Here is a 14,632-nt window from a genome sequence, read left to right as displayed (position 1 = left end):
AAGGTCGAGGGGAACTTCGTGGTCGCACCAGCTAAGCGTAAGTGCGTCGCTCGGCGACCGCCGGGACAAGGAATGGTCGTTCAATGAAATGCCAGCTCAGAAGGCCGGCAACATATGCGAATGGAGTTGCGATTATCGTCAAGGTCCATGGAGAATGGATGCCAAAAAAATAAGCTAACGAAATCTGGATTGGCCAAGCATAAAGATAGACGCCATACGAAATATCGACCCTGCTGTTTATGCTCACTAAAACTCTCGATTTGATATGGAGAGCCACGTAAAAGATAAGATATCCACCGAAGATCGCGAATACAGCCTCTTGAAATTTTGAAAAATAGATGGAAGCCGTCAGAACCGTGCAAGCAATGATCGCAAATTCAACGCGAAATCTTATTTTAGAACGAAACAAATAGAAGCAGCTTCCTATACAGAACAATGAAGCCAACCGAACTAGAAACATTGGGTTTCCTATGATCCGGCCCAAGGCGCCAACCTTTATAAAAAATCCTACTTCGTTCAGTAGCAGCAACCCGATTGAGAGTGCGGCAAACATTAGGGGCCACTTGTAGAGGCCAAGCCCGGCAATCAGGACGATCAGTAGGTAGCACCTAAACTCGTAGACGATGGTCCACGTTGGGCCATTCAACGCATGAACGGGCATTGACGGGAAAGCATACAAATCTGGTCCGTTGAGCATTAGAGCCTGAAGTGCATACTTCAAATAGCTAGTGAACTTCAATGATCCAAAATCTACGCCAGCAAATGGCGCGACGACAAAGAAACAAGTAACGTAGGCAAAAATGAATCCCGGATAGATTCGCCTAACTCGCTTTATGATGTAAGAATACACAGTCGTTGAGTTCTGGAAGCTTTGCAGTACAAGATAGCCGCTGATCAAGAAGAAACCGTCAACCGCAACTTCCCCTAGAGTCATCGTGCCGCCGATGCTCACGAGCCATTCACGGGAACGATTTCCGTCAATAATTTCGGCCGAGTGCGAAATAATAACGAGCGAGGCGAAAAGCAGACGGAGGAAGCCGAAATTATTGCAATGCCGGCGAGACCCTTCAAATGTCATAACTACTTCCATCTCGGATATGTCGGACGATCAGGCGTCCCCTAATGCAATTCATTGAAAACGCGATTTAAATAGCCAGACAAGCAGAGAAGGTTCAAGATGGTTAGTTCCCTGATGGGAAAGGCAAGCTACTTCTTAGATGCAGGCCTCTTCGTCGCAAAGAAGCATATTCTAGGTTACGAAGTAGGGTTCGAGCCAACGTTCCAGCCAGCGGGCCTGGCGATTTTCCGGTCCATTATTGAAAAAACGTCGACTTACCTTGAATATGGCAGCGGTGGATCGACCATTGTCGCGTCAAGGTACGTGAACACCTTGGTGAGTGTCGAGAGCGACCCGGTTTTTAGACGAGCGGTCGAAAAGGCAATGCCTCCTACTAAGGCCGAGCTTCATTTGCTCTCTCCCTATATCGGCGTAACCGCAAGATGGGGAACACCTGTTTTCGGGCGCCCTACCGAGTCTCGAATTGCTCGTTGGCAAAGGTACCCGCAGGCGCCCTGGAGTATTTTAAAGACCAAAGAGCCAAACACAATTCTGATCGATGGACGCATGCGAGTTGCTTGCGCCCTGGAAAGTCTTCTTCACGTTAGTTCCGAAACCCGGTTATTGGTCGATGACTACGTGGGTCGTAACTATTCGGCGATCGAGGAATTCGCTGATCTAATCGCGATTCACGGCGTAATGGCCGAGTTTCGCAAGAAGCGATCGTTCGACCAACAGCGGTGTCGGACCGCGCTCAACCTCTCATATTCTGATTTGCGATGAAGGTAGCAGTCGCGCTGGAGTACGCTACCACGAAATATTGCGCGCGATAGCAATAAACGCGTGGCCTACCGCCCAACCAACTGGCCACATCAACAACACGGCAAACTCGAACAGGATGTTGTTGAGTCCATGCCGGCTGTTCAGCCAAAATATCAATGGTAGCGTCGGCACTGTATGACAAGCGATACCGACAATGGCTCCCTCGAATCCAAAAAGATGATAAGAGATCGGCACCAGCACGAACAAGGAAACGGCTCGAACAACATTGACATACGACTGATATTCGGGACGTCCAAGCGCCAGGTAGACAGAGGTCACAAGATTGTATCGAGAGAATAGAAGACTGAACGACAGGAATTGAAGCAGCGGCCCCGCAGGGGCGTAGCGACTATCGTAAAGGAATCCAATTATCCAAGCACCGGTGGCAAAGAAAAAACCAGCCAGACCAACATAAACAACATCGGTAAGGCTTCGCATCCGAAAAAACAGGTTCGGCACTCGATGAGGCGCAGTCCGTGCAATCTCGCTTAGAGCGGGCATCGAGACCGCAGTAAACAATCGCGTCGCAGTGCTATCAACGACGTTTGTGAGAGTGAATGCAATCGAATAATAGCCAAGTATCGCCGGCGTCGCCCAGGCGCCCAGCATTATTCGGTCACCATTCATTGCCAAAACATAAAAAACCGAAGAAATGAACACCCATCGCCCGAAACGCAAAAGTTCTTGCAAAGCGTCGCGATCCCACCCGACGCGATCAGTCGGCCCAGGCAGCCACACGTGGCTCAACAACGTGGATAGCATGGCCGAAACCAGCCCACTAGCAACGAACGACCACAGGGAACCAGTGAGCCAACCGAAGCCGATGGCGACACAGAGACTCGCGATCTGAGCCGCGATTCCGATCATCGTTAGGCGCTTCAGATCGATTGCGCGGTTCGCGCTGGCGCTCTTCATCGATTGAAATCCAGTAAGAACGGCCGAGAAGGAGACGGCTGCGATTACCGACGGCAGAACGGGATCAGCGTAGACCGTTCCAGTGGGAAAGATCGACCATGTACCTGCAATATGGAGGGCTAGCGCTAAAACAAGACAGATGGCCCAAATAAGAAACCCGCGCAGGATTTGCAGCGTCCACGCCGTGTTCAGGAGAGATTGTTTTCCTCCATTGGGGCTTTGAATTACTGCTTGTCGTACCCCAATATCAGCAAGCAGTGCGACAATCATGTGCACCACGCTTGCAACCGCCATGATTCCGAACACGTCTGGAATCATCAGACGAGCGAGAATGAGATTTCCGCCAAGTCGTAATACATTATCAAGGATTTGGCCGAGGAGAACCCAGCTTGCTGCCTTGGCAAAACGTGTCTTAAGGGGGAGTCGAGCTGCTGCAGGGGAGCTTTCTTTCACACAAGTATGCTCGTTATCCACAATTCCGAACCAGGCAACATCTCGGTTCAAACTAGTTTATCTTCCTCAATTGCAAAGAACTCTTTACGGCAGCCATCCCTGCCGCCAGAACTCATCTCTTACGGCTCTTGCCGTGTTCGCCGCAAAGTTAGTGACGGGATTTTTGACGTACCACAACTTAGCATTGAGGCTACTTTGGGATCCTCTTTGTATAGATAAGCACGGCGAAGAAATCAGAGAAACAACGTCTGGATTGGACTTTCGGAAAAACGTGAACGTCGCGTCGATATACATTCTTCCACCATCAGGATGCCCCGACGGACGAACCAGCGTATCCTGCATAAACTGAATCAAACGCGGCATCACCCTCCGATGCACGGCATAGCAGTGAGCCCAAATGAAGGGGCCGGAAAAACGAATCAATCCAGTTGGGGAATTTGGCAATCCCGATGTGAGGGAATGCCCAATAAAGCACATATCCCATGGGCTTGCATCCAGTGCGGCTACCAGGTCGGGCTGCTTAGCCCGAAAACGATTACTGAAGATGGCATCGTCCTCAAGGACAAGCACTGTATCGAGGTTATCTTTATATGCTCCCTCAATGATACCGAGGTGGCTCAGGAAATTTCCATAGACGCCTTGAGAACGAAAACCGTTTGCTTCGTTCGGCATAGGCGGCTCAGGAAAGACGACTTTGGGGTGGCCTATATCGAACCCGGCTCGCGAGAGTTCGCGGTCGAGCGCGCGAAAGCGGTCAGTTCGGGCAGGAAGATGAATGACGGCAATGCGGTCAAAGTAATCGAAGAACATTTTAACGCCTATTCTTAACTAATTCGACGACCGCAATCCGGCCAGAGGTTCGCCGCTCCAAACGGCCGTTTCTGATGCTCGCCTTCTTTTCGATCGACCAAGAACCTTCAATGACTCCGCGCGCCCCAATAGGGCACCCGTCAATAGCCAGCTCCATGATCCAACTGATGCATTCGGCAATTGATCGACTACGCCGATAGCTACAATGAGCGACAATGCTCCAAGCGAAACACGGTCCGACGTAGTTACGGCAAAACGGCTAGCCGACATAGCGAGGAAAACCGGCAAGGTTAACAGCAGAAACTCCAGAAGAAAGCCGGAAAATCCAAACTGGCCCATCGTGATGATCCAACGCCCGTCGGTAACTGAACGGTCGTCGCCATCTTCCGTATAAACTCTATTGCGTCCGAAACGTCCCCAGCCGAACCAGAAGCGCTGGTTTGCGTGCGCAAGAAGCTTGTCCTCGTTATCAAAGCGATATTGAAGCGAGTCGGCCCGCTCTTGACTGAAGGCGCTAAAGACATTGGAGAGGGTTGTCGTAGGAAAAATATCGACGATCCGAAGAATCGGAAATGCCAACGCGATCGCCACGAATACTACGGCAACCCGATGCTGCAGCTTGACCGATCCAAACCGGACCAATGGGCCCACAATTATACCATAAACAAACGCGCCGAAGCTTTTGCAAAGGATCAGCACGCCAGCAAGGTAAGCTGTCGTCCCAGCTCCGGGTAGATTGAACAATCGGATTCTCATTCGCCATAGTGCGCATCCAGCCACCACGACGGTCATCATAAAGAATGCTGCAATAAGACCATGACCCAAGAAAACCATGGGCCGATAGCCGCCGCCACGGACCCCTTGTAAAAATTCGCTGGGACGAATTCCGTAGATCCACGCATGGAGCTGTGGACTCATGCGAATCTCAAAAAGGAGCGGCAAGGAATAAGCCAACCCAGCGATGACCAACGCCCGAAAGATCAAGTTGCTACTTTCGGGAGTGCGGAAAAGCTCTCTTCCAATCAGCAATGGAAATATTGATATTAGTTGCGCCAAAGATGCGGAGAACGCGTCATAACTGCCGACGCCGGGCAGAAACTTATTTCCGACAACAATGGGATCGTTGTTCATTGACGACGTAATGAACGGGCTGGCGATATAAAGGCAGATTAGAAATTCTACGAATCCGAATTTCCTCCATATTCTGAATGAACCTTGAGATGCTACAAGACATCCGATTAGGCCGCAGATGCTAGGTATGGAATACTTGTCAAACTGCGGAATCATCTCAAATTTGATCACCACCCCCACGGGGAGTAGCAGATACGCGCCCAAAAACAGCCAAAGCGTCGCTTTTCTAATTGGGCGCGTGAAGTATAGGTAAGCACCTACGGCGGGCCAAATGCAAAGCGCAAAATATGCAAAGACATTAGGCATTCACCGTCACCGGGAGTTTTCGAAATATATGCAGCCCGCGCTGCCCCCACCGACAAGCAGATGGAACTCTTCGATAAGATACAACGACTGTTTAGCGAGCAGCACCTCTTACACGGATTGAGCGATCGACGTCCACGCAAAATGCGCGAAATGCCACGCCTAATAATGCACCATCATGATAATGGCAGCACTCCCCTCCTCGCATTGAAACTCATTAGACGCTTCGATTGAAGGCCACAATCGCATTCCATTGTGGAGGGTTTGGGCTCTGGTAGATGTTCTCCAGGACAGCCCAAGCACCGTTTGACGGAGTCATCCCTGATAGTTGGAAGCACGATGGAAATTCTGCCGTAAAATCGCTATCGGATAAGCCGGTGAAATTGTTATAGTTGATAGTTGTAAAGTTAGTCAGCGATGGCGACTGCTTGGAAGCAGATCGGAGTAGATCGACCTGAGAGGTTCCGCCTCCAGTGTAGTCCGGTGAATATCCTCCCTCGTAGCAGCACATCTTCTTGATCCCGAAACTCTTGGCCCAAGCTTTCCAGCTTGCGTAGATCAGGGCGCATCCTATCAACGTGAACGTGCCGGCACCGCCATTCACGGTGTTTGCATACGCCGCTGCGATCGACTGTTGTAGAGTCGGATCTCCTGTTGCTGCTGCGTAGTTTGCCGCATAGGTAGCCTCTTGAGCGGACTTATAGTCCGACGGGATAATGTAATTTGCAATCGCTACGTGCGTCACCCAATTTGATGCCGCACTCTTCGTGTAAGGCGACTGCGCAGATGCAGACTGCGCGAGATACTTCGTGGATGCCAGCCTTGGGTTACTTCCTGCGGTACCGCCCAGCCTGGCGCCGCCGACAGATTGCACCCCACAAATGACGTGGTATCTGGCGCGATTTCCGCCGTAGGCGCTACTCACAATTTGGCCCAGCATAGACATCACCTTGCCGTACCAATTATGATAGTCCGCGCCCCATCCGTAGGCCTGAGCCTTGGCGTTCGCGTAGCCAGTCTGAAAAAATCCGCCAGTGTTATTCCAAACTTCGTTTGGGCCTTCAAAACGAGGTATCATCCAGACCGGTGCATTGTCGCGGCAATACGCGGCCAGGCTCGGCATATAATCCGTTGCGGGATCAATCGCGAGCGGAGGCGTTACGAAGTAAGGATGCGCGCCGATTTCAGCGCACAATTGAAGCATTAGTTCTGGTGGACATCCATTGTTCAGTCCGGCGTGTCGACCGGAAATACTTCCACCCTGTTTGATCCAAGCGTTCAACGTGGCATCGTATACCAAGGTAGCTGTCGCACCGGCCAGCGGAAAAGAATTTCCGCCACTCGATAGTGCACCGGAATACTCACTTAGAATGTTGATGGCGCCAGTTCCGTTTACGTTGAGCGTGCATGCTGAGCTATTACCGACGTTAAATTTTAGGGTAACGGTCGCTTTATCTTGCAATTTGAAGTCTAGCAGCGTCGCCGAGTAGGCAGACCCCACATTTGTCGTAACTCCTGCATAGAGGCGGCTGCGAAATTCGGCTCCCGAGTAGTAAACATAAGAAAGGGGCTTCCGCGTTGCCCACGTCGTAACGTTTGTCGTATTCCCGCTCTGCCAGTTGAGGAATCTCACTACACCAAAGTTGGCTTCCAAGAGTCGTTGCTTGAACTTTGCTCCAAAGACCTGACCTGCATTCAGAGCCGCCTCGTCGTTCACATGAAACACCCTCAAGTTTGTGATGCGAGGGTTACCAATCGCGGAAATGCCGATGACGAATCGAGTCCGAGTAGTGGAAAAAACGTAGCGGCCGCTTCCGCTGGTGCTTGTCAGACTGCCACTTACGGTGGTGCCATTCGGACACGCAATCGTGCCATTGCCGTCCCAAGCGACTACATAGTTGCCCGGCCGTTCCGCTTGCGAGGGTACGAAGAAGACGGTGTAAACCCCTCCATTCGAAATGGAGACGGGATAACCGTCACTGTCGAGCGTGAGCGGGTCTGGAAACCCGCTGTTGTCGAGCAGGCTCCACGCCTGCGCAGTCTTCAGACAATTCAAAAACGGGAAGTCCCCGCCAACCTGCAAAAAGTTCAAATTCACCTGCGACCGACCGCCATTGAACTTTGCCGCCGCCAATGAAGATGTCGGGGTCTTGATCCTCCCCGGAGCCGCCAGCGGTGCAGCGAGCGCCGCGGCCGGCAGCATCGACGTCAGGGAAGCTACGCTCACGCCTTGCAGAAAGGTTCTACGGTTCATGTTAGACGCCATAGTCAGGTCCAATCATCGTTAAGGGATAAATTCGAGGACGATTGATTTCGCGACCGTTCTGATTTTATCGCAGGCCGCGTCATCCACGCTAGTCAGTCACTTCTTCGGGAACGATTTAATTCGCCCATTAACCACCCCGGAACGCCGGCGCCGCGCCCGCATTCGCGGACTTGGCCTTGCCGGTGGGGCCCAGCGAATAGACCTCGTACTGGCCGTCGGAGATGGCGTATTGATAGGGCCGGCCCCAGGGATCGAGCAGGTTCTTCGCCTTCTTCAGATACGGGCCGTTCCAGCGCGACGCCTCCGACGGCGCCTCGACCAGGGCCTTCAGGCCGGCGTCGGCGCTCGGATAGGCGCCGTTTTCCATGTAATAGAGCTCGAGCGCGGTGCCGATATTCTCGATCTGCAACTGCACCGACTGGGTCTTGGCCTTGCCGAAATATCCCATCAGCTGCGGCGTCGCGATCGCGGTCAGAACCGCCAGAATGCCCATCACGACGAGCAGTTCGAGCAGCGTATAACCGGCGTCCTTCCGCCTTCGATAGCGCTCCATTCGGCCACTGCCGAGAAGCCTGGCTTGTGCATTTTTCATCGTCATAAACATGGCAGTTGCGCCCCGCGTCCGTTTCCTACGGATCTCGCGGGCGATCCTCCGGGGCCACGGTCACCAAAAGGTTCACGAAGTGGAACAACCCCAGGCGAGGGTCAATTTGAAGTAAATCACCGGGAAAAAATTGCATTTAATCCAGCAAAGCAGAAGCCGCGTTCGACAGTAGCTGGAAGCAGCTCTATCCGGAAATCCACGGCCTTGGACATCGCAGTATTAATTAGCTGAAGATCATTCTGCGCATGAGACCAAGGTGTATCCTCGCGCTTTGCACAGCGGTTCGTCGTACCGCCGCCCCCTTGAGCCGCTTCGCGTCGATCACGGACATGGGCTTAAAATCAGCGCGATGTGCGAGCACGTCAGAATAGCGATTTTTCCAGGCGCGAGCGCTAACGTCGTGGAATCGGTAACGAGGATCGCTGAGCGGAAGCAAATCCGCATCTGGCCGCTCACGAGGGTCCAACAAGCCTGCCAATGGCACGTGAATGGTTTCCGCCGTTGAAAGAAAGGCGGCAAGCCACGAGAAGCTGCTGACTGATACAGCGATATGTTGCGCTCTGCGGATGGTTTGAAAATCCTCGAAGGCCGAAGCGCCGCCGACAAACTCAGCACCTGGGAACTCGCGGGACAATGCCTCCATGTAGGGCGATTGGCTGGTTTCGCCGATGAATACCGGGGTGAGCTTCGTTTCCGAAACGAGGTATTGATAATAGCTGATTGGAACGGGTCCGTAGCTGCCGTGGGAAGGCACGCTAACGTCGCCCGCGCGGATATGTATCAGGATACGATCCTTCCCGATTTGGATCCCTTCTTCTTTCTTTAAAGGAAACATTTCGCGATATCGCTCGATGTCGCCATAGTTGCCGACTCTCAGAACCACACCATCGAGCTCGATTGTCGGAGGTCGGCATCGATTGATCATGGCGGCGAGATAATCGGCTCGTGTCAGATTCGATCCAACTGACAAGTTTGATCTCTGTGCCGTCCCACGCAAGTCAGCCTGTAAGGACCACTCCGGCAGTTTATGTCCGAACACAACAACTTCCGATCGGCACAATTCCTGTATTCTACGGGCGAACATAAGCTGGGCCATTTGATTAGCAAACCGCCCTGCCGGCCATATCCGAATGGTTGTTTGATTCAATTTAAACCCGCTAGGACGGCAAAAACTTAATCTACGCAATTAGTTGGACGAGGCGCGCCTCGCTATTCCCTCGTACCCATACCCGCCTGAACACTTGGCTCGTCCCGAGTTACGACCTCTTCTCTGACCAGCCCGCTTAACATGGTACGGTGGCAAGATCACCCGGCTTAATTAAATGGCCAGAAATTAAAAAATTACTTAATTTAAATAAATCACGAGTGCGGCGCAAAATACGATTGACTTAAGCAGACTCCTTAATTATCAATTAATCCGGTATTACATCTCGCACTGGCTGCGGAGTTGGAGGTTTACTATGAAGAAATTACTTGCCATGGCACTGGCCGGCGTTGCGCTAGTCGGGCTGTCAATCGTTCCGGCATCGGCCGCTTTCCTGACTGGAACATTCGACGTCACGATTTGGAATGGCGCGCCTAACGGTGTTGATTCGAATAACCTTGCGAATGCCATTCCTACCGGCACTGCTGACGCGCACTTTACCTATACTGGTCCGCTTAACTGGGTGGATATTGAGCCCCAGAATACCACGCCTGCCGGCAACTTAGCCTCGAGTTTTCTGAATTTTGCGAATATCTCGGGCTATACTTCGCCTAACGGAACGCTGAATAACTTGGCAGATTTCGCGTCCCTCAGCCTGAGCATCAAAGACAACGCGTACGTTACGTTCTTCCTCATCACAGGCAACTACTACGGCCCTGGTGGAACCATCACGCACGATGACGGTGCGCTTCTGAAACTCAATGGGACCACTGTAGTCGACAGCCCCGGACAGACTGTCGCAATTACTCAGAATTTCGCAAATCCCCTCGGCAACACCACGGTTCCTTTCGAGCTTTGGTACGTGTCGGCTAACGGAGCGCCGTCGGTTCTCCAAGTCACCGCGGTGCCTGAGCCGGCCACTTGGGCTATGATGATCCTCGGATTCTTGGGAATTGGCTTTATCGCGTATCGCGGCAAAAGAAATCAGACGGGCTTCCGATTGGCTTAATTGGTAAAGTTGCCGCTGCTCGTAAGCTAAGTTCAAAGGGCCCCGTCAACTGATGACGGGGCCTTTTTTGTAGCCGAGGCGCAGCAATTTTGGGATCGGCAGATCGGTTCTGCGTTCGCCGTCGGCATCCACATCCGTCACAGCAACGGCGAGAACGTGGGAGAACGCGCCGCCTACTGGCTCGGACCGATCGCATTGATGCGCCAGTTATCATTGAATGCGCGTAATGACGTCCACCGGCCGGGCCTGTTCGGCCGGTTTTCGGACAATATGCCTGCCTCGCTGGTGGGGACGTCGAGCCAGGCAGCGGCAGAACGGAGGTTCTGCCGCAAGGTTGCTGCAGATTTCCGTGCCTTTGCCCACAAGCTCGGTATTGCCGATGCTGTACCGTTCCTGTTCTGCGATTCGAAGGAGATTATCGAAACCCTGCGCCAGTTCCTGCCGAACCTCGTCGTCCGGCCGAAGCTGCTGCCAGAGAAGGGCGACGGTCCGCTTCATCAGTTCGAAGCCAAGGCAGCCGATCAAACCATGCAGGACGGCATACGCGGCGGAACCGTGCCGGATCAGATTACGCTCGACATGTTCGTGGAGCTGGATCTCTCATGCAGCGCTGCCAGGCATTGATGTATATGGACAGCGGTTTTTCGATCCTCGCGAGAGCGAAGCTCGATCAAAGCCATCAGCTCCGCCTCCAGCCAAATCGCCTAAACAGGCTGGTCGCCCGAGCGATGTCGTAAGCAGCTACGGCCGATTTGACATCCGCGCCTAAACCTCCGCACGCGACGAGCGCAAATTATCCTCGACCAACGACCTTCCGTTGGGCATTCTCATCCCGCTCGGGGATCGTAAACTTCGAAAGCCGATTTAAACGGCGGGTGATTACCAGCTAAGGCGTGCTTCTCCGAAGCGATGCATTCTTCTCTTGGAAGAATAGAGCAGGAAAGCAGCTGTGGCCTCGATTTCCGAGCCCTTCATCCGCCGGCCGGTCGGCACCACGCTGCTGGCGGTGGGGCTCTTTCTGGTCGGCATGGTCGCCTATGCCTTCCTGCCGGTCTCGGCGGTTCCCAATGTCGACTTCCCGATGATCCGGGTGTTCGCCAACCGCCCGGGCGCGGACCCCGCCGTGATGGCGACAACCGTCGCAGCGCCCCTGGAGCGCCGGCTCGGCCAGATCGCGGGCATCGAGCAAATCACCTCGACCAGCTCGCTCGGCAACACCAGCATCCAGCTGCAGTTCTCGATCGGCCGTAACATCGACCGCGCCGCACGCGACGTGCAGGCGGCGATCAATGCGTCGCTCGTGGACCTGCCGAGCGACCTGCCGGCGCTGCCGCGCTTCAAGAAAGCAAACCCCTCGGCGACGCCGATGTTCGTGCTGGCACTGACGTCGAAGACGCTGACGGCGAGCGCGATGTACGATGTCGCCGATACCGTGATTGCGCAACGCATCTCGCAGGTGCCAGGCGTCGGCGAAGTCACCGTCTCCGGCGCCGACCAGCCCGCGGTGCGCATTGCGCTCAATCCGGTGGCGCTGTCAAACGCGGGGATCGCGACCGACGACGTGCGGCTCGCGATCATCAACGCCAATCCGCTGGGGCCGGTCGGCATCTTCGACGGCGGCCGGCAAAGCGAGACGATCTCGACCAACCGGCAGATGCGTACCGCGGCCGAGTTCCGCGACGTCATCATCAAGAGCTCGGCCGGCAACTTCGTCCGCCTCGCCGACGTCGCGGAGGTCGAGGATTCCGTGCGCAACCACCGCTCGGTCGCCTGGTTCAACAAGCAGCCGGCGGTCCTGATCCAGATCACCAAGCAGAGCGACGCCAACGTGATCGACACCGTCGACCGCGTCAAATCCTTGCTGCCGGAGCTGAAGCGATGGCTGCCCGCCGGCCTCGAATTATCGACGCTGGTCGACCGCACCGGCACGATCCGCGCCAGCGTGCTCGACATGCAGTTCACGCTGCTCGCGGCCGCCTTCCTGGTCATGATGGTGGTGTTCGTCTTCCTGCGGCGGCTGACGCCGACCATTGCGGCGGGCGTCTCGGTGCCGCTGGCGCTGGCCGGCACCTGTGCCGGGATGTGGCTCGCTGGCTTCTCGATCGACAATCTGTCGCTGATGGCGCTGGCGATTTCCGTCGGCTTCGTGGTCGACGACGCCATCGTCATGATCGAGAACATGCACCGCAACCTCGAACGCGGCATGGCGCCCTATCCGGCGGCGCTGGAGGGCGCTCGGCAGATTGGCTTCACGGTGCTGTCGATCAGCCTGTCCCTGATTGCGGCGTTCACGCCGCTGATCTTCATGGACGGGATTGTCGGCCGGTTACTGCGCGAATTTTCACTGACGCTGACCTTTGCCGTCGTGGTCTCGACCTTGGTCTCGCTCACGGTCACGCCAATGATCTGCGCGCATTATATCAAGGAGGCAGCCTCCGACCGTGTAACCTGGTTCGACCGGCTGGTCGAGGGCACCCTGTCGCGCGTCGTCGCCTTTTACACCTGGACGCTGCGGACCGTACTGGGCTTCCCGTTCCTGACCCTGCTCGTGTTCTTTGCCACCATCGCGCTGACGGTGGTGCTCTACATCAATATCCCGAAGGGCTATTTTCCGATCGACGACAGCGGCCTGATCGTCGGAGCCTCGCAAAGTTCGTCGGACACTTCGTTCCAGTCGATGACCCGGTTTCAGCAACAGCTCGAGGACGCCATCGAATCCGACGACGCCGTCGCCGGGGTCGGATCGATCCTCGGCAGCATGACAGCAAACCGCGGGCTGTTCTTCATCAGCCTCAAACCGCCGCAGGAGCGAGGTGGATTCAGCACCCAGCTCGTGATCGACCGGTTGCGCAAGAAGCTGGAAACGATGCCAGGCGTACGGCTCTACATGTTTGCCGCTCAGGACGTTCGTGCCGGCGGACGTCAAAGCAGCTCCAACTACCAGTACACGGTATCGAGCGTCGACGTCGATCTGCTCAGGAAATGGACCCCGATCGTCGCCAAACGCATGGAAACAGTTGAGGGGATCACCGACATCTCCACCGACCGCGACGCAGCCGGGCTGCAGCTCACGCTGACGATCGACCGTAACGCCGCAGCCACACTCGGCGTCCGCGTCAAGGACATCGACGACGCATTGAACAACGCGTTCGCGCAGCGGCAGATCTCGATCATCTATACCCAGCGCAACCAGTACATGGTGGTGCTGGAGATCGACCCGAAATTCCAGGCCGATCCGTCCAACCTCGAGCGCATCTTCGTGGCCGGCGCCAACGATGCTCAAGTGCCGCTGTCCGCGCTCGTTCGCTATGGCCGCGGCCTGGCGTCGCTGGCGATCAACCATACCCAGTCCATCCCATCGGCTACGGTATCCTTCAACCTCGTTCCTAACGTGCCGCTTGAAGTCGCGATCTCGAACATTCAGCGCGCCGTCGAGGAACTGCACATGCCGGAAGGCATCCGCAGCAGTTTCGAGGGCAATGCCGGCGATTTCAACAAGACCAGCGCGCGGCAGCCGCTACTGATCCTGGGGACGCTGGTGGCGATGTATATCGTGCTCGGCGTCCTCTACGAGAGCCTCGCGCATCCGATCACGATCATCTCGACCCTGCCGTCCGCGGGCCTTGGCGCGCTGCTCGCGCTGCAGGTGACGAATACGCCGCTCACGGTGATCGCCTTCGTCGGCATCATTCTTTTGATCGGCATCGTCAAGAAGAACGGCATCATGATGGTGGATTTCGCCCTCGACGCCGAACGCCACCGCGGCCTGTCGTCGGCGGACGCGATCTTCGAGGCGTGCCGCGCCCGCTTCCGCCCGATCCTGATGACGACGATGGCGGCACTGTTTGCCGGCATTCCGCTGGTCATCGCCACCGGCCCCGGCACCGAGCTGCGCCGGCCGCTCGGCATCACCATCATCGGCGGACTGTTCGTGTCGCAGATCCTGACGCTGTACAGCACGCCGGTGATCTACCTTCTGATCGATCGGCTGCGCCGAAGATTGGGATCCCGCGGCACGCTGTCGCCGATATCGACATCGGTTCCGCCGGCATTGCGATAGCGACCACAAGATGGAAAGGTTGGCGACTTGCCAGGCCGGCTCGCCCCGGGATTTTAAC

The 14,632-nt window shown here is 55.1% G+C and carries 11 protein-coding genes; 4 read left to right on the top strand and 7 right to left on the bottom strand.

All coding sequences use genetic code 11. The features are described from left to right. Positions 1-31: 31 nt before the first annotated feature. Positions 32-1,078, bottom strand: a complete 1,047-nt coding sequence (locus LMTR13_RS09850) for an acyltransferase family protein (RefSeq protein ID WP_197521061.1) — start codon at positions 1,076-1,078, stop codon at positions 32-34. Between the two features lie 99 nt (positions 1,079-1,177). Here LMTR13_RS09850 and LMTR13_RS09845 point away from each other — a divergent pair, with 99 nt between their 5' ends. After that, positions 1,178-1,840 (top strand): hypothetical protein, encoded by a 663-nt coding sequence (locus tag LMTR13_RS09845; protein WP_065727701.1) that lies wholly within the window; start codon positions 1,178-1,180, stop codon positions 1,838-1,840. Positions 1,841-1,864: 24 nt separating this feature from the next. Here LMTR13_RS09845 and LMTR13_RS09840 read toward each other — a convergent pair whose 3' ends face one another. The 6 genes from LMTR13_RS09840 to LMTR13_RS09815 form a co-directional block, all read right to left on the bottom strand. Beyond that, positions 1,865-3,298 carry an oligosaccharide flippase family protein gene (locus tag LMTR13_RS09840; RefSeq protein WP_236843330.1) on the bottom strand — a complete coding sequence of 478 codons (1,434 nt, stop codon included), beginning with the start codon at positions 3,296-3,298 and terminating at the stop codon, positions 1,865-1,867. Positions 3,299-3,331: 33 nt separating this feature from the next. Beyond that, positions 3,332-4,057, bottom strand: a complete 726-nt coding sequence (locus LMTR13_RS40510) for a glycosyltransferase family 25 protein (RefSeq protein ID WP_156795535.1) — start codon at positions 4,055-4,057, stop codon at positions 3,332-3,334. Positions 4,058-4,075: 18 nt separating this feature from the next. Further along, complete coding sequence (locus tag LMTR13_RS09830; protein WP_065727698.1) at positions 4,076-5,494, bottom strand: hypothetical protein; 1,419 nt, start codon at positions 5,492-5,494, stop codon at positions 4,076-4,078. Between the two features lie 214 nt (positions 5,495-5,708). Then, entirely contained in the window at positions 5,709-7,745 is a 2,037-nt protein-coding gene (locus LMTR13_RS09825) for a hypothetical protein (protein WP_156795534.1), read from the bottom strand. A gap of 139 nt (positions 7,746-7,884) precedes the next feature. After that, positions 7,885-8,310 (bottom strand): type II secretion system major pseudopilin GspG, encoded by a 426-nt coding sequence (gspG, locus tag LMTR13_RS09820; protein ID WP_065727696.1) that lies wholly within the window; start codon positions 8,308-8,310, stop codon positions 7,885-7,887. Positions 8,311-8,584: 274 nt separating this feature from the next. Then, positions 8,585-9,331 carry an alpha-1,2-fucosyltransferase gene (locus LMTR13_RS09815; RefSeq protein ID WP_197521060.1) on the bottom strand — a complete coding sequence of 249 codons (747 nt, stop codon included), beginning with the start codon at positions 9,329-9,331 and terminating at the stop codon, positions 8,585-8,587. A gap of 490 nt (positions 9,332-9,821) precedes the next feature. Here LMTR13_RS09815 and LMTR13_RS09810 point away from each other — a divergent pair, with 490 nt between their 5' ends. From LMTR13_RS09810 to LMTR13_RS09800, 3 genes are all read left to right on the top strand, one after another. After that, positions 9,822-10,514, top strand: a complete 693-nt coding sequence (locus tag LMTR13_RS09810) for a PEPxxWA-CTERM sorting domain-containing protein (protein ID WP_065727694.1) — start codon at positions 9,822-9,824, stop codon at positions 10,512-10,514. Positions 10,515-10,670: 156 nt separating this feature from the next. Further along, on the top strand, positions 10,671-11,138 hold the full coding sequence (locus tag LMTR13_RS09805) for a hypothetical protein (RefSeq protein WP_065727693.1): 468 nt from the start codon (positions 10,671-10,673) through the stop codon (positions 11,136-11,138). A gap of 325 nt (positions 11,139-11,463) precedes the next feature. Continuing rightward, complete coding sequence (locus LMTR13_RS09800; protein ID WP_065727692.1) at positions 11,464-14,574, top strand: efflux RND transporter permease subunit; 3,111 nt, start codon at positions 11,464-11,466, stop codon at positions 14,572-14,574. Positions 14,575-14,632 lie beyond the last annotated feature (58 nt).

The organism is Bradyrhizobium icense (genome assembly GCF_001693385.1).
GTDB lineage: Bacteria > Pseudomonadota > Alphaproteobacteria > Rhizobiales > Xanthobacteraceae > Bradyrhizobium > Bradyrhizobium icense.
This window is presented reverse-complemented; position numbering and strand designations above follow the sequence as displayed.

What these genes read in the sequence shown, in the direction of transcription:
- LMTR13_RS09850 (WP_197521061.1), bottom strand. Translation starts at nt 1,078, where the DNA reads ATGACATTTGAAGGGTCTCGCCGGCATTGCAATAATTTCGGCTTCCTC.
- LMTR13_RS09845 (WP_065727701.1), top strand. Translation starts at nt 1,178, where the DNA reads ATGGTTAGTTCCCTGATGGGAAAGGCAAGCTACTTCTTAGATGCAGGC.
- LMTR13_RS40510 (WP_156795535.1), bottom strand. Translation starts at nt 4,057, where the DNA reads ATGTTCTTCGATTACTTTGACCGCATTGCCGTCATTCATCTTCCTGCC.
- LMTR13_RS09830 (WP_065727698.1), bottom strand. Translation starts at nt 5,494, where the DNA reads ATGCCTAATGTCTTTGCATATTTTGCGCTTTGCATTTGGCCCGCCGTA.
- LMTR13_RS09825 (WP_156795534.1), bottom strand. Translation starts at nt 7,745, where the DNA reads ATGAACCGTAGAACCTTTCTGCAAGGCGTGAGCGTAGCTTCCCTGACG.
- gspG (WP_065727696.1), bottom strand. Translation starts at nt 8,310, where the DNA reads ATGGAGCGCTATCGAAGGCGGAAGGACGCCGGTTATACGCTGCTCGAA.
- LMTR13_RS09810 (WP_065727694.1), top strand. Translation starts at nt 9,822, where the DNA reads ATGAAGAAATTACTTGCCATGGCACTGGCCGGCGTTGCGCTAGTCGGG.